24 protein-coding genes are annotated in these 23565 nt (G+C 44.8%); 6 read left to right on the top strand and 18 right to left on the bottom strand.

The features are described 5' to 3' along the window. Positions 1-146 precede the first annotated feature (146 nt). Entirely contained in the window at positions 147-1391 is a 1245-nt protein-coding gene (locus ACN081_RS02000; protein WP_419102823.1) for an MFS transporter, read from the top strand. Here the strand turns inward: ACN081_RS02000 and dnaB are convergent. From dnaB to ACN081_RS01940, 12 genes are all read right to left on the bottom strand, one after another. Next, positions 1388-2749 carry a replicative DNA helicase gene (gene dnaB / locus ACN081_RS01995; protein WP_419106775.1) on the bottom strand — a complete coding sequence of 454 codons (1362 nt, stop codon included), beginning with the start codon at positions 2747-2749 and terminating at the stop codon, positions 1388-1390. The genes ACN081_RS02000 and dnaB overlap by 4 nt on opposite strands. A 174-nt stretch (positions 2750-2923) precedes the next feature. After that, positions 2924-3253, bottom strand: coding sequence for a hypothetical protein (locus ACN081_RS01990; RefSeq protein ID WP_419106774.1), 330 nt, complete (start codon positions 3251-3253; stop codon positions 2924-2926). Between the two features lie 148 nt (positions 3254-3401). Then, a complete protein-coding gene (gene rplI / locus ACN081_RS01985) occupies positions 3402-3851 on the bottom strand; it encodes a 50S ribosomal protein L9 (protein WP_419102820.1) in 450 nt (149 codons plus the stop codon). Positions 3852-3872: 21 nt separating this feature from the next. Then, positions 3873-4109: a 30S ribosomal protein S18 gene (rpsR, locus tag ACN081_RS01980; RefSeq protein WP_004005948.1), complete on the bottom strand. Its 237-nt coding sequence runs from the start codon at positions 4107-4109 to the stop codon at positions 3873-3875. An 81-nt stretch (positions 4110-4190) separates the two neighbouring features. Then, a complete protein-coding gene (locus ACN081_RS01975) occupies positions 4191-4823 on the bottom strand; it encodes a single-stranded DNA-binding protein (RefSeq protein WP_419106773.1) in 633 nt (210 codons plus the stop codon). 109 nt (positions 4824-4932) lie between these two features. Next, positions 4933-5238, bottom strand: a complete 306-nt coding sequence (rpsF, locus tag ACN081_RS01970; RefSeq protein WP_419101282.1) for a 30S ribosomal protein S6 — start codon at positions 5236-5238, stop codon at positions 4933-4935. A gap of 222 nt (positions 5239-5460) precedes the next feature. After that, positions 5461-5799 carry a TM2 domain-containing protein gene (locus ACN081_RS01965; RefSeq protein ID WP_419102818.1) on the bottom strand — a complete coding sequence of 113 codons (339 nt, stop codon included), beginning with the start codon at positions 5797-5799 and terminating at the stop codon, positions 5461-5463. A gap of 99 nt (positions 5800-5898) precedes the next feature. Then, positions 5899-6594, bottom strand: coding sequence for a response regulator (locus tag ACN081_RS01960; RefSeq protein ID WP_419102817.1), 696 nt, complete (start codon positions 6592-6594; stop codon positions 5899-5901). After that, complete coding sequence (locus ACN081_RS01955) at positions 6575-7975, bottom strand: histidine kinase (RefSeq protein ID WP_419106772.1); 1401 nt, start codon at positions 7973-7975, stop codon at positions 6575-6577. Before ACN081_RS01955 ends, ACN081_RS01960 begins: the two co-directional genes overlap by 20 nt. Before the next feature lie 13 nt (positions 7976-7988). Next, positions 7989-8804 (bottom strand): ABC transporter permease, encoded by an 816-nt coding sequence (locus tag ACN081_RS01950; protein WP_419106771.1) that lies wholly within the window; start codon positions 8802-8804, stop codon positions 7989-7991. Then, positions 8804-9850: an ABC transporter ATP-binding protein gene (locus ACN081_RS01945; RefSeq protein WP_419106770.1), complete on the bottom strand. Its 1047-nt coding sequence runs from the start codon at positions 9848-9850 to the stop codon at positions 8804-8806. Before ACN081_RS01945 ends, ACN081_RS01950 begins: the two co-directional genes overlap by 1 nt. 222 nt (positions 9851-10072) lie before the next feature. Further along, positions 10073-11494, bottom strand: a complete 1422-nt coding sequence (locus ACN081_RS01940) for a CCA tRNA nucleotidyltransferase (RefSeq protein WP_419106769.1) — start codon at positions 11492-11494, stop codon at positions 10073-10075. A 91-nt stretch (positions 11495-11585) separates the two neighbouring features. Here ACN081_RS01940 and ACN081_RS01935 point away from each other — a divergent pair, with 91 nt between their 5' ends. The 5 genes from ACN081_RS01935 (at position 11586) to trxA (ending at position 16665) form a co-directional block, all read left to right on the top strand. Further along, entirely contained in the window at positions 11586-12092 is a 507-nt protein-coding gene (locus ACN081_RS01935) for an NUDIX hydrolase (RefSeq protein WP_419101276.1), read from the top strand. A 32-nt stretch (positions 12093-12124) separates the two neighbouring features. Continuing rightward, positions 12125-13786, top strand: a complete 1662-nt coding sequence (gene murJ, locus ACN081_RS01930; RefSeq protein ID WP_419102812.1) for a murein biosynthesis integral membrane protein MurJ — start codon at positions 12125-12127, stop codon at positions 13784-13786. Between the two features lie 97 nt (positions 13787-13883). Then, entirely contained in the window at positions 13884-15128 is a 1245-nt protein-coding gene (locus ACN081_RS01925; RefSeq protein ID WP_419106768.1) for a serine/threonine protein kinase, read from the top strand. Between the two features lie 221 nt (positions 15129-15349). Beyond that, positions 15350-16303, top strand: a complete 954-nt coding sequence (gene trxB, locus ACN081_RS01920; protein ID WP_419102837.1) for a thioredoxin-disulfide reductase — start codon at positions 15350-15352, stop codon at positions 16301-16303. A 38-nt stretch (positions 16304-16341) separates the two neighbouring features. Further along, positions 16342-16665 carry a thioredoxin gene (trxA, locus tag ACN081_RS01915; RefSeq protein WP_419106767.1) on the top strand — a complete coding sequence of 108 codons (324 nt, stop codon included), beginning with the start codon at positions 16342-16344 and terminating at the stop codon, positions 16663-16665. Positions 16666-16730: 65 nt separating this feature from the next. On the opposite strand, the gene ACN081_RS01910 is transcribed toward trxA, so the two are convergent. The 6 genes from ACN081_RS01910 to yidC form a co-directional block, all read right to left on the bottom strand. Further along, entirely contained in the window at positions 16731-18389 is a 1659-nt protein-coding gene (locus ACN081_RS01910) for an alpha-keto acid decarboxylase family protein (RefSeq protein WP_419106766.1), read from the bottom strand. Positions 18390-18746: 357 nt separating this feature from the next. After that, on the bottom strand, positions 18747-19859 hold the full coding sequence (locus tag ACN081_RS01905) for a ParB/RepB/Spo0J family partition protein (protein WP_419106765.1): 1113 nt from the start codon (positions 19857-19859) through the stop codon (positions 18747-18749). A gap of 192 nt (positions 19860-20051) precedes the next feature. Continuing rightward, positions 20052-21029, bottom strand: a complete 978-nt coding sequence (locus tag ACN081_RS01900; protein ID WP_419106782.1) for a ParA family protein — start codon at positions 21027-21029, stop codon at positions 20052-20054. Between the two features lie 337 nt (positions 21030-21366). After that, positions 21367-22011 (bottom strand): 16S rRNA (guanine(527)-N(7))-methyltransferase RsmG, encoded by a 645-nt coding sequence (rsmG, locus tag ACN081_RS01895; protein WP_419106764.1) that lies wholly within the window; start codon positions 22009-22011, stop codon positions 21367-21369. After that, positions 22012-22554, bottom strand: a complete 543-nt coding sequence (locus ACN081_RS01890; protein ID WP_419102806.1) for a protein jag — start codon at positions 22552-22554, stop codon at positions 22012-22014. Between the two features lie 5 nt (positions 22555-22559). Then, on the bottom strand, positions 22560-23537 hold the full coding sequence (yidC, locus tag ACN081_RS01885) for a membrane protein insertase YidC (RefSeq protein WP_419106763.1): 978 nt from the start codon (positions 23535-23537) through the stop codon (positions 22560-22562). Positions 23538-23565: the final 28 nt, after the last annotated feature.

The following is a 23565-nucleotide window of genomic DNA, read 5'->3' as shown; positions in this document are numbered from 1 at the left end:
CAACACACAAAAAAGATTTAAAAAAGCTCAAAAAAACCTGCCAGAGAGCCCCATAAACACCCACAACAGTACCCGGCACCCCCAAACGACAACTACCATTACCATTACAAAGCATCATCACCCGAAGAAAAAACACACCAAATCACATGAACAACACACACAACCCTGACCCCTGGAACGGATATTCAAAAGGCTCTCGCGAATATAGCTACATGCTCATTGCCATGTTCTGTGCAGGCATTGCCACCTTCGCCCAACTCTACGCACCACAAGCAATCCTCCCCTCCATTGCAACTGACCTAGACATCACACCATCTAGTGCAGCACTAACCATCTCAGCGGCAACACTTGGACTAGCACTCTTTGCCATAGTATGGGCCTACATCGCCGACATCCATGGCAAAAGCAAAGCCATGTTCATCGCAATCAGTATCGCCACAGCACTCGGACTAATCAGCCCATGGGTTCACGACTTCACCATACTCCTCACTCTCAGATTCCTAGAAGGAGCAGCATTAGCAGGAATAGCAGGAGTAGCCATCGCCTTCATCACCGAAGAAACAAACCCGCTCCATGCAGCAACAGCAAGCGGACTATACGTCGCAGGAAACACCCTCGGAGGACTCGCCGGACGACTCTTCGCAGGCCCTCTTACCCAATGGACTGGAGACTGGCGCATCGCCATCACAGCAGTTTCACTACTAGGAGCCATCACCGCACTCATTTTTATCGTCAGCCTGCCCAAAGCCCGACGATTCACACCCATCCCACGCAAAGGATCTTTCAGTAACACCCTCAAACAAGCCAAAAAACATCTCAAAAACCCAGCAATGCTTGCACTATACCTCTACGCATTCACGATGATGGGAACCTTCGTAACCATCTATAACTACGTAGGGTTCCTCCTCAAAGCACCACCCTATCTCTTCTCCGAAATAGCTCTCTCAGCGCTCTTCCTCTCCTACCTATTAGGCACAATATCCTCATCAATATCTGCCCGATTCAGCACACGATGGGGAAACCTCAACGTTATGATAGGCTCAACTACCCTCCTTATCCTTGGCATAGCTCTCACGATGACCACAAACGTCACCGCCATTATTATCGGAGTCCTGCTCTTGACCTTCGGATTCTTCTGCGGGCATTCCATCGCCTCAGGATGGACAGGACTACGAGCCACAACAGGAAAAGCGCAAGCAACAGCTCTCTATAATCTCGCCTACTATGCAGGTTCAGCAGTTATTGGTTGGGGTAGCGGACTAATCTACAACACCAGCGGGTGGTACAGCACAGCCTGGTTTTGCATCATCTTCACAGCACTGCTCGTATCACTCTGCGTCATGGTTTTAACACGAAAAGATAAACCTCATAACGACGCACCAGTAGCCTAAGATTCAATACTAGGTGGCGTATCGTTGACCATATTCGCAAAGCGAGAATAATGTCCCTGGAATCCAACAGCAATGGTTTTGGTGGGACCATTACGATGTTTAGCCACAATAACGTCAGCTTCTCCAGCACGTGATGACTCTTTATTATGGGCATCATCGCGATGCAGCAGAATCACCATATCCGCGTCCTGCTCAATAGAGCCAGACTCACGCAAATCTGAAACCATCGGGCGATTATCTGCACGCTGAGTAGAACCACGGTTCAGCTGAGATAACGCAATAACAGGAATTTCTAGCTCTTTAGCCATCAATTTCAAAGAACGAGAAAATTCAGAAACTTCTTGCTGACGAGACTCTACTTTTTTACCAGAAGTCATCAACTGTAAATAATCCAACACAATCAACTTAAGATTATTGCGCTGTTTAAGTCGACGCGCCTTCGCCCGAATCTCCATCAACGTCATATTGGGAGAATCATCAATATACAAAGGCGCACTATCCATCTTGCCTACCGCCGCTGCAAGGGTAGACCATTGTTGCTCATCAAGTTTTCCCTGACGTAGACGAGAAAGGTTAATCTTAGCTTCAGCTGAGAGAATCTTTGTTGCAATTTCATTACGGCTCATCTCCAAAGAGAAAAATACCGTTGCCATATCCTTCTTAATAGCAGCATGGCGAGCAATATCTAGAGCAAAAGTAGATTTACCAACACCAGGACGAGCAGCAATAACGATCATCTGTCCCGGTTGAAAACCATCAGTCAGTTCATCAAACTCAAAGAACCCCGTTGGTACACCGCTAATACCGCTACCGCGAGCACTCTGAGCCTCAATGTCGTTGATGGTCTGATCCATCGCTTCTTTCAAAGGAACGTAGTCCTCAGAAGCACGACGGTCACTAATCTGATAGATCTCTCCCTGAGCTTGATTAACAAGGGCTTCAACCTCACCATCTTGAGAATAACCAAGCTGAGCGATTTTCGTACCCGCCTCAACGAGACGACGCAAAATAGCTCGTTCAGAAACAATCTCAGCATAGAACCCTGCGTTTGCTGCAGTGGGCACAGAAGTTGTTAAAGAATGTAGATAAGGTGCCCCTCCAATACGGGACAATTCACCTCGTTTAGTGAGTTCATCAGTCACAGTGATAGCGTCTGCTGGTTCACCTTGACCATATAAAGTAATGATTGCATCGTAGATACTCTCATGTGCAGGCTTATAAAAGTCCTCACCACGAAGTACCTCAACAACGTCTGCAATAGCATCTTTAGAGAGCAACATTCCACCAAGGACAGATCGCTCTGCATCATCATCGTGAGGAAGAGTACGAACACCGTAATCAGAAGAATTTTGAGACACAATCAACCTTAAATTGTCGAGATATTTCTACAAAAGGACCTCGAAGATTATTCACTATGCTCAGCTAGCGAAAACCGTTATGGAAGTACGCGGCAGAACAACTGTTCCACGTGAAACATACTATGAGAAAAACCTACCTCAGAGGAAGCACCCATGCTTCACTCTGCAGAAAAACTATCCCACCACAGAGATAGCAAGAAAAACTGTTGCTGGGTTTGCAAGGAAAGAAACCACTAACAATAGCGCATTATGTACTTTAAAACGTCGGTAACGAACTAAACCAACAACCGCCAAAATACTCGACAATGACGACATAATGACAGCAAGAACCACGCATATCAAAAAAACAGTCAAACTATCAGAAGGAGTCCCCACATTATTCCAAAACCCTAAAGATATCAGCAATAACGAAATCAGCTCGGCAACCAATGCAATAAGAAACATCTGCAAACTTGGACGCAGCTTCGGAGCAGGCTCAGCCTCAGACGAAACCAATGAAAACATTATCCCTTTATCTATTCCTTAAGTCCTGAAACATCATAGTGAAGAACACTAATGCACAATTTCTCGTGATGATACAACATAGAAGAAGTGTCCTCCCCTGTTGAAACAACAGGAAAGGACACTTCTTCTATATGCTATGAGCCATTACTTACGCAGCAACGACATCTAGTGCAACCTGCGCAACAACGTCTTCGTGCAAACGCACAGAAACTTTGTAAGCACCGGTGGACTTGATAGCAGATCCGAGATGGATAGCTCGCTTATCAACGGAACCTAGACCAGCAGCTTCAATTGCTTCCGCAATTGCTTCTGCACGGACGGTACCGAAAAGTCGACCTTCAGCGCCAGCTTTGTGCGCTACAGTAACAGTAGCTGCAGCAAGCTTAGCTGCCTGTGCCTGAGCGTCTTCAAGAGAAGCCTTAGCGCGAGCTGCACGAGCTGCGCGAATGGACTCAACCTGACGTTCGCCACCTTTAGTCCAGGTTACTGCGAAACCGCGAGGTAGCAAGTAGTTGCGTGCGTAGCCGTTCTTAACGGTTACGACATCGCCAGCAGTTCCGAGACCGGATACTTCCTGAGTCAGAATAATCTTAGCCATGTTCTTCTAATCTCCTTCTCTTTAGCGGCCAGCGCCGGAGTAAGGTAGCAATGCAACTTCGCGAGCATTCTTAATTGCCTGAGCGATTTTGCGCTGTTCCTGGACAGTGACGCCGGTAACGCGACGTGCACGGATCTTACCGCGATCGGAGATGAACTTACGAAGAAGTGCAACGTCCTTGTAATCAATAACAGTTACGTCAGCAGCCTTGAGTGGGTTCTGCTTTGGTTTGGGCTTACGAATTTCAGCCTTAGCCATCGTGGTGCTCCTTTTTCTTTGGGAGCCCGCGGAAGTTACCGCGGGATGGGTTGGATATTTGGAATAAAAGGAAGGTTATCTTTAGAACGGAGGTTCATCTTCTGCACCGGCGCCCCAATCATAGTTTCCACCAGATTGAGAACCCCAAGGATCTGCAGAAGGAGCAGGTGCTGCCTGTGGTGCAGGATTTCCTCCACCAAAACCACCACCGTTATAGCCGTTACCTCCGCCGAAACCGCCAGAAGCTGAACCGTTATACCCATTGTTTTGGGCAGGAGCAGCAAAGTTATTGCCACCACCGGCGTAGCCTTGCGCATCTTGAGCGCCACCGAAGTTACCTCCGGAGCGCTGTTGATTACGGTTCACAGAAGCAGAAGCAAAACGAAGGGATGGGCCGATTTCTTCGACCTCAAGTTCCATCGCAGTGCGGCGTTCGCCTTCCTTGGTCTCATATGAACGGGATTTCAAACGTCCCTGAGCAATAACGCGCATTCCCTTATGTAGGGTTTCTGCAACATTTTCTGCTGCTTCACGCCAGATAGATGCCCGCAGAAAGAGAGTCTCCCCATCTTTCCATTCGCCACTTGCGCGGTCAAAATTACGCGGAGTCGAAGCAATCGTAAAGTTTGCTACCGCTGCACCGTTAGGAGTGAAACGAAGCTCAGGATCACCAGTAAGATTACCAATCACGGTAATGACGGTATCTCCAGCCATTTGAGGCCTCCATTCATAGAGTTTTTCAAATAATAATTCATTCTGAGAGCAGTCATATCAAGAGTAAAAATAACCTTGTTGATAACTACATCAAGATAATGAATGACTATTATTTAGAAGAGATTTTCTGGTCTTCCGGACGGATAATCTTGGTGCGCATTACAGACTCGTTCAAGCTAAGAACGCGGTCAAGCTCTGCAGCAGTTTCCGGAGTGGAAGTGAAGTTAACGACGGCGTAAATGCCTTCAGTCTTCTTCTGAATTTCGTATGCCAAACGACGACGACCCCAAATATCCATGTTGTCGATAGTGCCGTTGTCTTTGGTAACGATTTCGAGGAACTTAGAAAGAGTTGGCTCTACAGCCTTGTCTTCTACCTCGGGGTTGAGGATAACCATTAGCTCGTATGCACGCATGATTAAACCCCTCCTTTGGGCTAAACGGCTATGGGATTTCCATAGCAGGAGATGTATAACAGTCAGTGTACCGCCGGAGATTTACCCATAAGTACACAGACTTCACCTACTCTACAGTAAGAGCAGTATAAAGTGCAGAAATTTACCGTTTTCAGCACAAGGTCACATGAATTACATCAATGTCACCTCAGGCTGAATCTGCTGTTCTTCCACACCAAATAATTAATAGCGATAAGCTCGAGAGTTCAAAACACCTACACGTATTGGCATTGTAAAGAGATCAATAACCATCAAAACACCGAGCAGGAAGAGAAATACCCACCCAATCAAAATGGGCGTCGTCAACCAGCCAATACCGAGCAAGAAAAGATACAGAACGAACATAAGAGGCTGCCTCAAATACAGCTTATGCACTCCCCATACGCCAAGGAAAAACCACAATATATATGCAATTAACAACGATTTTTGCTTCACAATATACACCGTAGAAGGGGCACCCTGATAGGAGCTTCGCCCTCCATGGTTTATGTATTCAGGTGTGTAATGTTCTCTATTCGACATCAACATTCCCCTTTCCTAGAAATATCAGCAGGGAATAACTCCCATACAGTACAACCGCTGAAGCAACATATTTATTCCCCAAACAACATCCCTCAACCACTACCTGCCAGAAATTCTACGTGGACGGACCATGCCAGATTCATAGGCAAAAACAACAACTTGAACACGGTCACGAAGATTAAGCTTCGACAGAATTGACCGTACATGTGTTTTGACAGTTGTCTCAGAAAGGAAAAATTGTTGAGCAATCTCAGCATTAGAAAGACCCTCAGCAATAGCGCCCACCATGTCTTTTTCACGAGAAGTTAAAGAATCAATCAGGTGCTGATACTCACGGATGGCAACCTGCCCCAATGAAGAATCTTCAACGTATTCTTTCACCAACTGAGCAGTAAGATGAGGAGCCACCATAGACTCCCCTTCATTGACCGTATGAAGTGCGCTAATCAGGTCTTCAGGGCGGATATCTTTAAGAACGAAGGCACTAGCTCCAGCTCGTAAACCGGAAAAAGCGTACTCATCGAGATCAAAAGTCGTCAGAATAATAACTTTTGAATCACTCATACTCGTGATTCTCTCAGTCGCGGTAATACCGTCCATAACAGGCATCCGAATATCCATCAACACAACATCAGGATGGTGTTTTTGCACCATCTCAATCGCTTCTTGCCCATGCGAAGCTTCGCCAACAACCTCAATACCTGCATTTTCAAGAACGAGACGAAACCCCATCCTCAACAATGATTGATCATCTACTAGCAGCACACGCAAAGGACTATTTTCTTGCTCTTGCATTATTTTCTACCTCGGATGTTTTGGAACGGTCTTTAGTGCGACTCGTTGATTCCCACAATAAATGAGCACGAACAGTCCACCCTCCACGGTCGTTAGATCCAGCATGAAGCGATCCATGATAAGCAGCAACCCTCTCTTGAATACCGATAAGGCCCTTGCCGCTTCCAACACTATTTTGTCTACGAGAGATACCTCTACGTTCTATTCCGCTTGTTCCATCATTGGCAATAATCACTACGATATCGGGCAGATTGACCTTAATGAGCACTTCAATAATATGTGCGTCTTGGGCGTATCTTAAAGCGTTAGTCAAAGACTCTTGAATAATACGATAAAGGGTCATGTGCAACTGACTATCTTCAGGTAAGTTTTGACCCTGCTGAGAGAAAGAGACCGGAAGCCCCGTCGAACCAAAAGAATCAACTAGCGCTTTGAGGTTGTCTATGCCCAGAGTCTTATTTCTTTCTATCGGCGATAAAAGCTGTTGTGGGGACTCATCGCGCAGAACGCCTAGCGTCTCTCGCATATCAGCAAGCGCACTTCGTCCCGTATCAGACAGCTCTTTGAGAATATGTGATGTACGTTGAGGATCTTTAGAGCTAATAGCCTGCGCACCATCAGCCAAGGCAATCATCACTGTCAAAGAATGAGCTACAACATCGTGCATCTCTCGTGCGATACGATGACGCTCCTCGATAGCAGCTATTTTCTGTGTCTTATCAAAGCTAAGAATAATTTCTTGGTCAAAGAGACGATTCTTATGAACCTGTCGAGCAACAAGGAAAACGACGAGGTTCATCAAAAGAGACGAAAGCGTCAGGAAGCCAAGAACTGAATAACTGATGATGACATATCGCGAGTCGTAGCTTCCATCAGAAGGTCCGCCTCTACTAATCCCAGCATATATGTATGGGTAATAGATAAAACCTAAAACGACGATAAAGATACTAGTGGCAATAAAAATAGGAAGAGATTTTTTAAAAGGGTATTTAACTACTGCAGAATAAAGAAATATATAGAAGGTAATTCCAGTTGGTGATATAAAAATTGTCTGAAGAATTTGCAATTGCAAAAAATCTACACATATTGATAGGCATATCAACAGTACGGGAAATTTTTCCCTCCAAAATATTCCTGCAGCAAAGAAGAACGCTACACAAAAATAAATAACGACATTCTCATCTTGGTCAAATATCTCAGAATCTGAGGAGAATAAGAGTTCTAGAAAAACAAAAAGTAGATTATTAAAAACCCAGAAGAGATTAACCCAAAAAGTATTTTCATGAATCCAACGGCGGATAACTCCACGACGTTGCAACACTAGACGCCGTCCCTCAGTAGCGACGGCGTCTAGTGTTTCTGATGAACCTCGATGATCCATAAATTTTTAGTTCTTAGCTATCAGTAAAGCGGAAACGCAGGTACCCTAGGAATGCAGGAACAGCTCCCCATAGAGCAAGGATAGATGCTGCCATTGGGTAGCTAATTTTCGCATCAGGAGCCTTACCATAAGAAATTAGTTCACTTCCAATAGGGAGTGGTAGATAATTTGTGAAATCTTTAGCCCAGTCCCAAGGCAGGAACAGTAAGAAAACGATATAGCTTACCAAGACAGTAATTACTGCCAAGATAATGCCACCAGCGTTATTACGTAAGAAAGCACCAAAGCCTAGCCCCATCCAAGACATGAACATACAGTACAGGCCAACTGCCACCCAATTCAGCAGAACCCCTGAGGTTAGTTCGGGTGCCAAATCAGGATTGAAGATTAGAAGACCTACACCAAAAGATGTTGCCGCACAGAGGATACCCCAGAAGAACCCAATCAAGCTGACAACAATGAACTTTGCCAGATATAGGACAGAACGGCGTGGCACGACGGTCAATGATGTATATATTGACCGCGTTGCATATTCAGAACCAATAAAAATAACTGCCCATGAAGCAAAAAGCATATTGGTAAATGGCATACCAGCCCCACCAACACCGTGAGCCATATGTTTCAGAGACTCAGCCGAAGTTCCAAGTGTTTGACTGTAGTTGATAGATAATGCACCAATAAAACCAAATCCAGCCATCATTAAGAGGATGACAGCACCCATAATGAGGTGAGAAGTGAGAGTTCTAAATTTAAGAAATTCAGAACGAATCACTCCACCAAAACGTAGAACATTACGTGATGTTGCCTGAACATTAGCGTGCTGACTCATTATTTTGTCTCCTTTGTAGAACCCTTTGACCAAGGGGCAACTGATGCGGAGTTGTCTTCAAACATTGTTGCTCTTGTGGCTTGTGGAATAGATTCAGATACACCTACCGGATCATATAATTCTTCCTGATGAGAAGGTTTTATTCCAGTTGAAGAATATTCGATAGAGTCCTTTGTGAGCTCCATATAGACATCCTCTAAGGTGCTAATTTGAGGTGTCAATTCGTGGAGAAGGACATTATTTTCCTGAGCAATTTTGGCGATTTCTCGCGCAGTGCTCCCAGAGATAATCAACCCATCAAGTTCATGAGACTCTATGGTTAGCTGTCGTTCACGCAGAAGCGTACCCAGCTGTTCACGGTCATCCGTGCGAACCAAAACCGTATCGTTAGCAGAACGTGCAAGAAAATCTTTAATAGATGAATGAGCCAAGATTTTCCCTTGCCCGATAACGATGAGTTCGTCAGCAGTCTGAGACATCTCACTCATCAAATGCGAAGAGATCAGAACACAACGCCCTTCAGAGGCAAGGTGACGAGCAAGATGACGCACCCAAATAACGCCTTCTGGATCAAGCCCGTTAACCGGTTCGTCAAAAATAAGGTTATGAGGATCTCCCAAAAGAGCAACAGCAATACCTAAACGTTGCCCCATCCCCAGAGAGAAACCACGAACTTTCTTATGCGCTACAGCACTAAGTCCTGTCAGCTCAATGACTTCATCGACTCTCTTCTTCGAGATTCCGTGAGTGAGAGCAAGCGAGCGCAGATGTTGAATAGCAGATCGCCCAGGGTGTACAGCTTTAGCGTCTAAAAGAGCACCCACTGAGGACACCGGTGAGGTAAGCGTTTTATAGAGTTTTCCTTCTACAAGGGCTTGCCCTGAAGTTGGTTTTTCAAGACCAACAATCATGCGCATCGTGGTTGATTTTCCAGCACCGTTAGGGCCAAGGAATCCAGTAACTTTTCCGTCAGGGACACTGAAACTAATATTGTCTACGGCCTTTTTTGCTCCGTAGCGTTTAGTCAGTTCATGAACTTCTAGCATAGTATCGCTCCTTATTCTGAGCGTAGAGTATGAAGTGGTTTATGTTCATCATTCTACGAAGTCCATTGCAGGAGTACATCCTCCCTAAGGAGGAATCTTATTTTTTCCCTTGAATAAGCATAATAATTGACGATAAAAACATCCGATTAAAGTTCTAACCCCTTGTGGGATTAAATATTCCATATCAAGAATATGTAATCCCACAAGGGGTTACCCATATCATTAGGAGAGAATTCCTTCGTCTTTAGCCCATGACACTAAACGCTCACGCGCATCTTCTTCAGATAAGACACCCTCGTCTAAACGAACATTCAACAGATACTTATACGCCCGCCCGACCACAGGACCAGGAGAAACACCCAAAATCTGCATAATCTGCTCGCCATCCAAATCTGGGCGAATAGCATCCAACTCCTCTTGCTCAGCGAGAGCCGTGATACGACGTTCTAAATCATCATAAGCACGTGAAATACGCTGAGCCTTACGCTTATTACGCGTTGTCACGTCAGCACGCGTCAAACGGTGCAACCGCTCCAGATATGCCCCTGCATCACGCACATAACGACGTACAGCAGAATCACTCCACCCAGCATCACCATAACCGTAGAAACGCATATGAAGCTCTACCAAACGGGCAACAGCCCTCGTCGTATCGTTATCAAAACGCAACGCACGCATACGCTTTTTGACCAGCTTCGCACCAACAACATCATGGTGCAAAAAACTAACCAAACCATTCTTCTCAAACTTACGAGTAGCAGGCTTACCAATATCGTGCATCAACGCTGCAAAACGGAGGATAAAATCGGGAGAAGGTACCGCGCCCTGCTCGTCAGTTTCTTGAGCGGCTGCCTGTTCAAGAACCGTCAGAGAATGTTGATACACATCTTTATGACGATGATGCTCATCAATTTCCAGTTTAAGAGCAGGAATTTCAGGCAAAACATAATCAGCAAGACCAGAATCAACCAGAAGGTCAACACCTCGACGAGGGGCAGCTGCCGTCACCAATTTGACGAGTTCATCGCGCACACGCTCAGCAGATATCATCTCAATACGCTGTGCCATCTTTTTCATCGCAGCAAAGACTTCAGGAGCCACATCAATATCAAAGCGTGCAGCGAATCGAGCAGCTCTCATCATTCTCAGAGGATCGTCTAAGAAAGAATCTTCAGCTCGCCCAGGAGTTCGAATGACACCAGCACGTAAGTCTCTAAAACCCCCGTAAGGATCTACAAGCTCTAAAGAGGGTAGACGCAACGCCATAGAGTTAATCGTAAAGTCACGCCGAAAAAGATCGTCTTCTAGAGAATCACCAAAAGACACAACAGGCTTGCGTGAATCGTGACGATAAATTTCTGCCCGATAGGTCGTAATTTCGACAGTTTCATCGCCTTTCCTCAAACCAATAGTTCCGTATTCCTTACCAATTTCCCATGTTGTGTCAGCCCAATCATCAACAATTTCTAGAATCTGATCAGGGGTCGCATTCGTCGTAAAATCTAAGTCCGTCGCTTTTTGAGCAAGGAAAAGATCTCGAACAGGACCGCCCACCAGAGAGAGTTCATACCCAGACTGTGCAAAAAGCTCACCAAGAGATAGAGCGATGGGGTCAATAATAGAAGAGTCAAAAAGATGCGCCATAGTCATACCATCGTGCCAGATAAATGACCGTTATACCCGTATCCCACACAATAATCAGGCATAGACTCATTTCATCGGTTAAGGTAGAGACATGACTTTTCCTATACCTCGGGCTCCCAAGAAGCGGGCAATAACCCCTATTTCTCTCTTGCCGACGGTAGAAGAAGTCTCTGCAGGAGGTGTTATCGTCGATCTTGACAAGCCTAATTTTCCTGTAGCTATTATTGCCAGAATGAACCGCGGAGGACGTTTAGAATGGTGTTTACCCAAGGGACATCCCGAAGGGTCAGAAAATAACGCTCAAGCGGCAACACGCGAAATCGAAGAAGAAACAGGAATTTCTGGTCAGGTTCTTTCCCCTCTAGGAAGTATTGACTACTGGTTTACTGTTGGCGGTCGCAGAGTACATAAAACAGTTCATCATTACCTTTTAGCGGCCACGGGAGGATATCTCACCACAGAAAAAGATCCAGATCATGAGGCAATTGCCGTCGATTGGGTTAACATTGACGATTTAGGGCGTAAACTCTCATTTTCGAACGAACGACGAATTGCCGAGATTGCGCGCGAATATATTATTCACCAGCTCTCCTCGTGAGCAGCTCTCTCAGCAAAGATTAAGGGCACAACGTGGCACGTACAGGTGCAGTATCTAGCGCAATTATGGCATCAGGGACGATGGTTTCCCGTATTCTCGGGTTCGTTAAAACCATTCTCATTACCGTTGCTATCGGCACCGGAACCGCAATGGGAACGATTTTTGAAACAGCAAACACCCTACCTAACTTGATTTATGTTCTTGTTGCTGGAGGTATTTTTAACGCTGTTCTTGTCCCACAGATTATCAAAGCCGCAAAACATGATGACGGCGGTTCCGATTTTATTTCTCGGTTAGTTACCCTAGCTACTGTCGGTATAGCCGCTGTTACCATCGTTGTCGTAGCGTGTTCTGTGCCTATTATCTCCGTCATGGGGCGAACATGGACGGAAGAACAACGCACTTTAGGGCTCATCTTTGCGTTATGGTGTCTTCCCCAAATTTTCTTCTACGGTTTTTACACCATCATTGGTCAGGTCCTCAATGCCCGAGGGGCTTTTGGCTGGTTCATGTGGTCCCCAGTGATCAACAATGTGGTAGCGATTATTGCCCTTATCCTCTTTATCAATGTTTTTGGTCAACAAACTAACACTGTCCCGCCGTTACACACTGTGAACACGTGGAGCACTGCTCAGACGGTCGTTCTTGCTGGCTCTGCAACGTTAGGTGTTGTAACTCAAGCGTTAGTGCTTCTTATTCCTCTACGCCGTATTGGTATTCGTATTCGCCCAAAGTTTGGGTGGAGAGGGATTGGTCTTGGTGCGTCCGTCAAGTTAGCAGTGTGGACACTAGCTACGGGAATTGTTTCTAACCTTTCATTCTTTTACCTCATACAAATTGCTTCAAATGTTATTTCTCATGATGGAAAAATTGTTCCTGGAATTCAGGCGCTTAACTATTCATCTATGCTCTATTCACTACCTCATGGTGTTATTGGATTATCTATTGCAACATATCTTTTCAATAAAATGTCCCATGCATCACAAGAGAATAATCATCAAAATGTAGTGCATGCTTTATCCTCCGGTTTGAGAGTTTCTTCTATTGCAACAATTTTCTTATCTGTAGCTCTTATTGTTTTCTCAGGACCTGTAGGCGTATTATTTGGTAATGGAAATAATATTTCTGCAGCCCTCATTGCTCAAACTATTTGCATTATTGCCTTGGGCGGCCCTTTCCTCACTATTTCTTTTATGATGGGAAGAGTTCTCTATGCACGAGAAGACGCAAAAACCCCATTTATTATTCAGTTCATCTCCGCAGTAGTCATTGTCGGAATGGGATTCATCGCCTCCCAACTCAACCCGCATTACATCGTCTTCGGACTGGCAGCAGCTTATGCCTTACAAAATGTCCTTTCTGTTGTCTTGAGCCATATTTTCCTCAAAAAATATCTTGGGGACTACGATGGAATGAACATTCTTTCCACCCATGCTCGTGTTGGATTAGCTTCCTTTGTTGCAGGTATTTTTGGTTCGCTCATCCTCTGGATATTAGGCGGATACTCATTCGATGGGTTCGCATGGTCAGGGACGACACCTGCCCTCATCACCATTGCTGTGGGCGGAAGTATTATGTCTTTGGCTTACTACATTGCTCTGCAAATCTTCAGAGTCAAAGAGCTGGATTCTTTAATCTCCCCGATTGCACGAAAATTGATGCCACAACGTCACCAATCTCGACACAAAATATAGATTTATTTTCAACGGACAGAACCCAACACCTCGTCATAACAGGTAAGATTCAGAAGAGAATCACCGTATTAAATTTTTAGAGCCTTGGAGGGCTACCTTGTCTCATTCACATTCCTCCCATCCCATTGCTATCAACACTGTTCTGGGTGAGCGTTATCGCGTCACAGCTGCTATTGCACAGACCGAGCACGGCGACGCAGTTTTGGAAGGTAAAGACCAGGTTCTCAATAGACGTGTATCTATTGTGGTAGCTTCTCCCGCTCATAATGATCGGCTCATTGCTAATGCACGCCTTGTCGCAACGACTTCACGTTCTCCTATTCAGGTTCTTGATTTGGGAAATAGTGAAGGCAGAACGTACCTTGTAACGTCATATTCCCGACCAGAAGCACTTCTAGAAAATCTTTTGGCAGATTCTTCGGCGGTAGCCGCATCCTCCGAAACTCAAGAAGCTCTAGGGCAAGAAATTTTTGGGGACGAGGTCACAACTGGAAAAACTCCTTATGCAGAAGCATCAAAACCTGCCCCAGAAGATACCTCAATTTCTGCAACACGGGCTGTTGATGATCAAGAGACTCTAGCACCAGACACTGTTGAAGAATCTTCTTACGAGGAAGAATACGATGAGTACGACTACCCTGACGAACCAGAATTTGACGATGAAGACGATCAGCGTTCTGGTGGAGTGTGGATTGTAGCTATCGCCGCTATTATTCTTCTTGTTTTGGGTGTAGCTATTGTTTTCTCTTCCATCAACGGCATGGTTTCAAAGAAAAGCGAAAACGAGAATGTAACGGCTGTTAGTGCTTCTGCTACGGCTACCCCATCACAGAAGAAGTCCTCAGAGCCTTCAGAAACGCCTTCTCCAAGTGTTTCTCATGTCCCACCAAAGATTACAAATGTTACCCGTCTTGTGCCGTCTTCCCCCGATTTTATGGCTGATCAGGATGCGACTCTCCCCCAGATGCTTGACGGCAATCCTGCAAGCACATGGATTAGCTACGGTTTTGCAACACCTAATTTTGGTGGGGCCACTGATTCTTTCGCATTAGCATTCCAGCTTCAAGAACGTACCGTTGTTTCTGAACTTACGATTGAACAGATTAATGGTTCAGGTGGCGCCTTTACGGTATATACCAACAATACGCCTTCTTTGGATGGTGCAACGGAAGTTGGTTCGGGTTCTTTCAACGCACCTAAGGTCAACGTCAAGCTTGATCAGAAGAAGCAGGGTGAAGGCATTCAGTATGTTCTGGTGAAGTTCACAGAAGCTCCTCTATTGGGTCAGCCTATTGCTGGTTATAACTATGGTGTGCGCATTGCTGAAGTAACAGCTCGATAGGTTCCTGTTCTTCTTTAGGCTGCCGTCTGATGTGTTCTTGTTCTACATCAGGCGGCAGTTGTTCACATAGGCTCAAGAGTTTGGAATAATCAGAGCTACATCGTGGTTCTATTTGATGAACATTATTTCAATGAAAGAAGGATACTTTGCCAAACGAGTCTTTGGGTGGTCTTTTCTCTGCCCCTAGCGGCATTAAGGTGGACGCTACAGTACCAGAATCTATGTCTGTCACAGAGGCTGAAGACAGCCATGTACATGACGTCATTATTGTTGGTTCTGGCCCTGCTGGGTACACTGCAGCGATTTATGCTGCACGAGCGAATTTACGTCCCCTTCTTTTTGCCTCATCTGTTTCCCCTGGTGGCGATTTGATGACAACCACTGAAGTAGAGAATTTCCCCGGTTTTGTTGACGGTATTCAGGGTCCTGAATTGATGACCACGATTGGTGCGCAAGCCGAGCGTTTTGGTACTGATGTCCGGTATGAGGATGTTGAATCGCTTGAACTTGAGGGCGATGTTAAGAAAGTTATTTTGAGTGATGGTTCTACTTTTCTCACGAAAACTGTCATTATCTCAACAGGTTCTGAATATCGTAAGTTGAACGTTGACGGGGAACAGCGCCTTTCTGGTCATGGTGTTTCATGGTGTGCAACGTGTGACGGTTTTTTCTTCAAGGGGAAGACTCTTGCTGTTATCGGAGGGGGCGATTCTGCATTAGAGGAGGCCCTCTATTTGACGAATCACGCAGCAAAAGTATATTTGGTGCATCGTCGCGATACTTTGCGTGCATCGGAGATTATGCAAAAACGCGCTTTTGATCATCCGAAGATTGAGATGGTGTGGGATTCCGCTGTTCAGTCTATTAACGGTGAGGATAAAGTATCTTCATTGACGTTGGTTAATACTCAGACTTCAGAGGAATCCGAGCTCGTTGTAGATGGTGTCTTTGTTGCTATTGGTTCTGACCCGCGAACAGCACTTGTGCGAGATGTTTTAGAGCTAACTGAGGCTGGAACAATCGCTGTTGACGGACGCTCTTCACGCACCTCAATTCCAGGTGTTTTTGCTGCTGGAGATGTTATTGATTCAACGTATCGTCAGGCGATTACGGCTGCAGGTTCTGGCTGTGTGGCAGCGTTGGATGCTCAACATTATCTTGAATCTTTGTCTTAAGAGATATTTTTATTCACTACTATCCAAAGGAAAAAATTATGGCTAATCAAGTCACTGACGCAACATTTGCTGACGAGGTTCTTCGCTCTGAGAAACCCGTTATTGTTGATTTTTGGGCTGAATGGTGCGGTCCTTGCCGCATGCTTGGACCTGTCATCGATGAAATTGCTGAAGAATATTCAGAGCAGGTTAAAGTTCTCAAGCTCGATGTGGAGAACAATCCAGAAACAGCAATGAAGTATGGCATTACCTCCATTCCTGCAGTATATGTTTTCAAGGATGGAGAAGTTGCTCATCAGAGTGTTGGCGCAAAACCTAAGGCAGCTCTCGTCAAAGAGTTTGCTCCTTTCCTGGGACTGTAGCAACTAAAGACTACGCATAAGGGTGTTTGTTGTGTTTCACGTGAAACACAACAAACACCCTTATTTTATTGAGAATTAGCTCGAGCTAGAGCCTTTGCAACGTCATTGAGCAACTGAGGTACGTCATCTTTGTCCATGATAATTTCCATAAACACCATCCGATCGCGAGTTTCATTAGTAATACGACAAGCGTCTAATAACTCTTGAGCCGTTTGGACTTTAAATAAAAGAACATCATCTTTACCGGCACCGAATGCTGCAGGAATAAGATCCCATTGATAACGGTGGATATCGTTGTAAGGCTGTTGAGGCCCATGAATAGCGCGTTCAACGGTATATCCATCGTTGTTGATGAGGATAATGACCGGATTGATTTTTTCACGCAGCATCGTTCCGATTTCTTGGATGGTTAACTGCGCTGACCCGTCACCCACTAGCAAAATACCTCGAGATTCCCTGTCAGCTATTGACGCTCCAAGCATTGCAGGCAGGCTATATCCAATAGATCCCCAGAGCGGTTGTCCAATAAACATTGAAGATTCTGGAAATTTTCTATTTGCCATACCAAAGAAAGAAGTTCCTTGATCAGCAACAACAATATTTCCGGGGGTTAACTCTCCAGAAAGTAAGTCCCATAGGATGTCTTGTGTCAAAGGAGCACTCATATCAATCTTTTGAGATTGTTGTTCTGCTTCTTTTTGGAGGGGATACGGCTTAGCACCATATTCCCGAGCAACATCTAACACAATCTCTAGTGCTGTTTTAATCGTTAACGGAGTGAAAACCTCATTTCCAATACGTGACGATTGAGGGCGGATATGAACAGTATTTTGAGGAAGCTTCTGCGAGAATCCTGCGGTTGTTGAATCTGTGAACTCAACACCAGCACTAATAAGCACTTCCGTATTTTCGATGGCGTCCCTTGTACGATGATCAGAAACTACACCGGCATACACTCCGGCAAACTGGGGATCGCTCTCGTCAACGAGAGTTTTGCCCCACATCAATGTTGCGTGCGGAAACCCAGTTTCCTTAAGGAGATTATTTAGCTGCTCACGCGCGCCCATGCGGTGTACTAACAAATCAGCAAGGACACTCACCTCTTTCTCTGCAATAACCTCTTTCAGTGCCATTCTAAAGGCTTTTTGAGCACCTTCCGAAGAGAGTGCAACATCAGTTTGGAGCGGATCTTGAGGTGGAGTTGTCTCAACTCGAGCAACGTCGGTTGACAGAAGGAGATACCCTGGACGGCGACGGATTATTACTTCGCGAATCACTCGATCAATTTCAGCAGTCGCTGTGGCATGATCAAGGTCTGCTACAGCGCAAGAAACTTCCTGCGCCATCCTCATAAAATGGGAGAAATCTCCGTCTCCTAGAGTGTGATGCATTTTCAGATGATTTGCTTGGTTTTCTTTACTCGGAGCACCCACAATATGAACCACCGGCACGTGCTCAGCATAGGAACCAGCTATAGCATTAATTGCAGAGAGTTCTCCAACACCATAAGTTGTTACGAGTGCACCTAAGCCGCGAACTCGCGAATAGCCATCTGCACTATATCCGGCGTTAAGTTCATTTGCACTGCCAACCCAAGATATATTTTTATGCTCTACGATATGATCCAAAAATTGAAGATTGAAGTCTCCTGGAACCCCAAATATTTCAGTAATACCTTGCTCCGCAAGTCTATCTAATAGATAATCACTCACCGTATAACTCATATAACCCTCGTCTCTTTTTGAATAACACAATATAAAAACTGTAAAAATAATTTACCTGTACTTAGAATCACATAGAGAATAAAAAGTTGCAAGGTTCGAGAAATATAGGCAATAAAATCACCAACGACATTCCAACTATTCACCACTGTTTCACGTGAAACACCCACGAAAACTACGCATAAAGTACAGCACAAATACAGATATACAACTTGTAAAGTTTTATATCACACTTATGACCATATATTCGCCCTATGTTTCACGTGAAACAAGAGAGAGTACTCTGTGTGAATAATAAAACAAACGGTACGTAAAATAAATAAATTTATTTTACGTACCGTTTATTAATAAATAAACTATCTATTTTTTATCTATACTTGGGTCAAGAACAGAAATAATTCTGTTCAAATCTTCTACCGAAGCAAATTCAATAGTCATTTTCCCTTTACGTGCCCCCAGTTGAATTTTAACGTTTGTATCAAGCCTGTCAGCAAATGCATCGGCAATATAATCTAAACGCTCATGATGCTTTTGAGGTTGAACGACCTTAGGTTCTCTCTTAGATTGTTCCGTTGAATGCGAGACGAGTTCTTCCACTGCACGAACAGATAAACCTTCATTAACAATTTTTTGAGCAAGCTTCTCCATCTCAGCATGAGTTCTCAAAGATAATAACGCTCGAGCATGTCCAGAGGACAGAACACCTACAGCTACTCGACGTTGAACAAGAGCAGGAAGTTTAAGAAGGCGAATAGTGTTCGCAATCAACGAGCGAGAACGTCCAATTTTTTGTGCCAATTGTTCTTGAGTAGTTCCGAACTCTTCAAGAAGTTGCTGATACGCGGCAGCTTCTTCAATAGGATTAAGTTGGCTACGGTGAAGGTTTTCCAATAATGCATCGCGCAATAAATCGACATCATGAGTTTCGCGAACAATAGCAGGAATAGTGTCGAGTCCAGCTCGTTGAGTGGCGCGCCAGCGACGCTCTCCCATCACTAATTCGTATTTTTCTTTCCCACCTTCACGACTTTTTCGTACCACAATAGGTTGAAGAACTCCGATTTCTTTTACGGAGTGAACAAGTTCTTCCATGTCTTGTTCATTGAATTCAGTACGAGGCTGTTTTCGATTGGGGTGAATATCGTGAACATTAAGAACAGCAAATTGAGCACCAGGAACAGGGACTAATCCACTTTCAGGCTGTTCTTCTCCCCCGAAGAAAAAGTCAACAGGACGCCGATTGGAAGTCGAACTACGAAGAGCTGCTCCCATGTCTGCACGTTTTTTCTTTGAATCTTTTTGAGGAACTTTAGAAGTTTCACGTGAAACATTCTTGTGGTCTTTTTGACGACGAGAAGTGTCTTGAGATGAATGTTCTACAGTTGGCACCGTTTGAACGTCCTTCTCTGAGTAGCTTTCAGTAGGAATGAGGGCGCCAATACCGCGACCCAATCCACGCTTCTTTTCTGCCATAGTAAGATTCTCCCTATTGTTCAACGGACCGTCTAAGTCTATCTGTTCTCACAGAAACATGGGGAGAAAAATGTCATGTTTCACGTGAAACTCTTAAATAGAATGATTATTCTAATCGTTATTTTCCATTAAAAATACCAGTTGCTACCCTAATAATCATAGAATAGCAACTGATATAAGTTTTATATTATTTTATTTTTTCTTTGCTATTTCTATAGCCGCTTCTATATACGCTCTAGAGCCCGTGGATGAGACATCGTAGCTAATAACGGTCTGCTGATAACTTGGAGCTTCTGAAATGCGAACAGAACGAGGAATAACACTGTTGAGCACTTCGCGTGGAAAATGAGTCCTTACTTCATCAGCGACCTGTGAAGCCAAATTTGTTCTTCCGTCATACATTGTTAACAGGATAGTACTCAATGCAAGATCTGCGTTCAGGTGTCTCTGAATCATCTTGATGTTTTTAAGTAACTGGCTCAATCCTTCTAGCGCATAATATTCACATTGAATCGGAATGAGAACTTCTTGAGCGGCAACAAAAGCATTAACCGTCAGTAACCCAAGACTGGGTGGACAGTCAATAAAAACATAGTCAAGGCGCTCCAACCCTTCGCGGTCTCGCCATTGTTTATATTCTTGGAGAGCTCCCCTCAACCGATTTTCACGAGCAACCATTGATACAAGTTCAATTTCAGCTCCGGCAAGGTCGATAGTTGCAGGCGCACACCAGAGCTGTTTGATATCTGGACAAGGTTTAACAATCTCAGATAAAGGCAATTCGTCAATGAGTACGTCATAGACGCTAGGTGTATCATTTCCGTGATCAATACCCAAAGCGGTCGAAGCGTTTCCTTGAGGATCACTGTCAATCACAAGAACATTCATTCTTTTAGTTGCGAGAGCAGCTGCTAAGTTGACGGCGGTACTTGTTTTCCCAACGCCACCTTTTTGGTTAGAAACAGCAAATATGCGAGTTCTTTCTGGCCGATTCAACACGATTTGTTCCAGTTCTTTAAGTTTTGTTTTCTCGCTCAAAGCCTCTGGAGAAACCAGAGTGTTCAGCCCTTTATCTTGCACTTGTTTCTCTAATTTCTGGCGTGTTTCACGTGAAACACGACCTCGATCCAATTGAGAAGAACCCACGCTCTCATGGGGCTCCGGAGGCATTCCAAAATCAGGAATATTGATTGCTATTTTTTCATTCATGAAATTCCAGCCAATCCCATCTTTCTCCCCTCAAGAGCAATATGGAAGGTTCGGCACTATTATGTGAGGGTGATATTTAGATTACCTGTTCACGTACAACATCTCGACAGTATTTATAAATAAAAACTTATAAAAGTTGTTTTGAGATAAGATTTCTCATAGTAGAACACATACGGTTCATAGCTTTCCAGCGTTTATGCCCAAAACAGAATCTTCACCATACATAAAAACGGTGGTGTTGATATTTTGTAATATCAACACCACCGACGATGAAAATCCGCCCACCGGCGAACGTGTATTAGAGAGAAACCCTCACAATAGTAGTTGGCTCATCAAGGAGCTGATCGCCAGCACTAAGCACTTCGACCGTGCGAGCACCATACTTATTGAGCTTCTTCTTCGCTTTCGTAATTTCTTCTCCCGCAGAACGCCCTTTAATAGCAAGCAATTCGCCAGTACCACGAAGAATCGGAAGGGTAATATCAACAAGCCCGACCAAGGCGGAGACAGCACGAGCCGTTACGTACTCGACGTCGACCATGCCTACCGCTTGTTCAGCACGCGAACGTAAAATCGTTACGTTATCTAGACCCAAGTCTTCAACGACTTCATCAAGCCATATGACACGACGCTCCAGAGGCTCTATCAGCGTAATATCAAGATCTGGGCGAGCAATAGCTAAGCAAAGCCCTGGAAGACCAGCACCGGAGCCTACATCGGCAATTGAAGCGTCTTTCTCAATATATTCTTGTACCACTGCACAGTTTAGGACGTGACGCCCCCACAAACGAGGCACTTCTCGAGGACCAATAAGACCTCTTTCGATGCCACTCGTTGCAAGATGCTCTACGTAGCGCTGGGCAAGTGGAAGTCTCTGACCAAAGATCTTTTCCGCAGCAGTTCTTTCAGCACCGGTGAGTTCCGGAAGGATATCTTGAGCCATTTATGCCTCCGGGACAGAAATAACGATATGACGTCCTGCCCCTTCTCCTTCAGACTCTGAGTAAAGACCGTTTTCAGCAACAAGATCATGAACGAGCTTCCGCTCATAAGCACTCAAAGGCTCTAAGTGGTAATCCTCCCCCGTCTCTTTGACCTGTGCGATAGCTTCTAATGCCATAGAAGTAGCTCGCTTAATGCGCTTTGCGCGGTACTCACCAATATCAAGAACTAGGCGGGAGTGGTTTCCGGTAGAGGCAAGCACTGATAAACGTACGAGTTCTTGCAAGGCAGCAAGAGTATTTCCTCGTTTACCGATAAGAGCTTTAAGTTGTTCGTTCTCGCTGTCTTCACTAATAACAGAAAGATACGTGCGATTATTACGAATCTCGATATCGATATCTCCATCGATATCAGCAATATCTAGGAGTTCTTCAAGATAATCTGCCGCAATATCGCCTTCATCTTCGAGGTATTTAAGGTGGTCTTTTTCCTCGTAGTTTTCGTGTTCTTCAGACACAGGTGTTTCTTCCACAAGTTGCTCCATTAAAACTAGTTCTTCTTTTTCTGTTGCTGACGCTGACGTTTTTTGCTCATAGGTTGCTGACGCTGTCCCTGAGCTGCACGTTCACGTGCTTTTTGTAGTTCTTCTTCGTATTGTTCTTTGGTTTTACCAACTGGTGGTAAACCTTTTTCGGCGCGACGAGCGTTGAGCTCTCGTTCTGCTTGGGACCCAGGTGTTGGGTTATTACGGATAACCCACCATTGCTGACCTACAGACCAAATATTTGAAACAGTCCAGTACACGAGAACACCGATAGGGAAGTTGATGCCAGAAATCAAGAAGATGACAGGGAAGATGTAAATCATCATCTGCTGTTGACGGTACATGGGAGATTCTTTAGCAGCGTCGGACATGTTTTTAGCACCCAGTTGTTTCTGAGATACGAACATGGACACAGACATCAACACAACGAGAGTACCAGCAACAATAATGGTGCTTGCGTGGTTTCCATTTCCGGGGTTCAGCATCGTAGAGAAGAGCGGAACCTGGCCGAAAATATAGGAATCGTTGAACTGTTTCACCAGATCGTTAGAAAGCATTAAGATGCCTTCGTGCTTTTCTGCTGCATGAGGGATGCCTCTTAGAACTTCAAAGAGGCCAAAGAAGATTGGCATCTGAGCCAAGATAGGGAAGCACGAAGACAGCGGGTTAGCACCGCGTTCTTTGTACAGGGCCATTTGTTCTTGTGCCATAGCTTGGCGTGAGAGCTGGTCTGTTTTACCCTGATATTTTTTCTTCAGCTTTGCAAATTCTGGCTGAAGTTCTTGCATTCCTCGCATAGATTTAATCTGTTTAAGGAATAGAGGGATTGTCAGGGTTCGCATGACGAGTGTTAGCCCGACAATGGCAAGAACCCAGGTCAGACCGGAAGTGGGGTCTAATCCTAATGTGGTGAAAAGTGAATGGAATACCCAGAGAATAAAGGAAACAATCCATTTAAAGGGCCAGAGGATGACGTCAAACATCGAGTTCTCCTTGGCTCGTTGAGCCTGT

The organism is Rothia sp. P13129, assembly GCF_048512865.1.
Taxonomy (GTDB): Bacteria; Actinomycetota; Actinomycetes; order Actinomycetales; family Micrococcaceae; genus Rothia.
The sequence above is the reverse complement of the archived record's forward strand: the minus strand, read 5'-3'. Positions and strand labels throughout refer to the sequence as shown.

What these genes read in the sequence shown, in the direction of transcription:
- ACN081_RS01990 (WP_419106774.1), bottom strand. Translation starts at nt 3,253, where the DNA reads ATGTTTTCATTGGTTTCGTCTGAGGCTGAGCCTGCTCCGAAGCTGCGT.
- rpsR (WP_004005948.1), bottom strand. Translation starts at nt 4,109, where the DNA reads ATGGCTAAGGCTGAAATTCGTAAGCCCAAACCAAAGCAGAACCCACTC.
- trxB (WP_419102837.1), top strand. Translation starts at nt 15,350, where the DNA reads ATGTCTGTCACAGAGGCTGAAGACAGCCATGTACATGACGTCATTATT.
- ACN081_RS01900 (WP_419106782.1), bottom strand. Translation starts at nt 21,029, where the DNA reads ATGCCTCCGGAGCCCCATGAGAGCGTGGGTTCTTCTCAATTGGATCGA.
- ACN081_RS01945 (WP_419106770.1), bottom strand. Translation starts at nt 9,850, where the DNA reads ATGCTAGAAGTTCATGAACTGACTAAACGCTACGGAGCAAAAAAGGCC.
- ACN081_RS02000 (WP_419102823.1), top strand. Translation starts at nt 147, where the DNA reads ATGAACAACACACACAACCCTGACCCCTGGAACGGATATTCAAAAGGC.
- ACN081_RS01940 (WP_419106769.1), bottom strand. Translation starts at nt 11,494, where the DNA reads ATGGCGCATCTTTTTGACTCTTCTATTATTGACCCCATCGCTCTATCT.
- ACN081_RS01960 (WP_419102817.1), bottom strand. Translation starts at nt 6,594, where the DNA reads ATGCAAGAGCAAGAAAATAGTCCTTTGCGTGTGCTGCTAGTAGATGAT.
- rplI (WP_419102820.1), bottom strand. Translation starts at nt 3,851, where the DNA reads ATGGCTAAGATTATTCTGACTCAGGAAGTATCCGGTCTCGGAACTGCT.
- ACN081_RS01955 (WP_419106772.1), bottom strand. Translation starts at nt 7,975, where the DNA reads ATGGATCATCGAGGTTCATCAGAAACACTAGACGCCGTCGCTACTGAG.
- ACN081_RS01910 (WP_419106766.1), bottom strand. Translation starts at nt 18,389, where the DNA reads ATGAGTTATACGGTGAGTGATTATCTATTAGATAGACTTGCGGAGCAA.
- ACN081_RS01905 (WP_419106765.1), bottom strand. Translation starts at nt 19,859, where the DNA reads ATGGCAGAAAAGAAGCGTGGATTGGGTCGCGGTATTGGCGCCCTCATT.
- rpsF (WP_419101282.1), bottom strand. Translation starts at nt 5,238, where the DNA reads ATGCGTGCATACGAGCTAATGGTTATCCTCAACCCCGAGGTAGAAGAC.
- rsmG (WP_419106764.1), bottom strand. Translation starts at nt 22,011, where the DNA reads ATGGCTCAAGATATCCTTCCGGAACTCACCGGTGCTGAAAGAACTGCT.
- ACN081_RS01890 (WP_419102806.1), bottom strand. Translation starts at nt 22,554, where the DNA reads ATGGAGCAACTTGTGGAAGAAACACCTGTGTCTGAAGAACACGAAAAC.
- ACN081_RS01950 (WP_419106771.1), bottom strand. Translation starts at nt 8,804, where the DNA reads ATGAGTCAGCACGCTAATGTTCAGGCAACATCACGTAATGTTCTACGT.
- ACN081_RS01935 (WP_419101276.1), top strand. Translation starts at nt 11,586, where the DNA reads ATGACTTTTCCTATACCTCGGGCTCCCAAGAAGCGGGCAATAACCCCT.
- yidC (WP_419106763.1), bottom strand. Translation starts at nt 23,537, where the DNA reads ATGTTTGACGTCATCCTCTGGCCCTTTAAATGGATTGTTTCCTTTATT.
- trxA (WP_419106767.1), top strand. Translation starts at nt 16,342, where the DNA reads ATGGCTAATCAAGTCACTGACGCAACATTTGCTGACGAGGTTCTTCGC.
- ACN081_RS01975 (WP_419106773.1), bottom strand. Translation starts at nt 4,823, where the DNA reads ATGGCTGGAGATACCGTCATTACCGTGATTGGTAATCTTACTGGTGAT.
- ACN081_RS01965 (WP_419102818.1), bottom strand. Translation starts at nt 5,799, where the DNA reads ATGTCGAATAGAGAACATTACACACCTGAATACATAAACCATGGAGGG.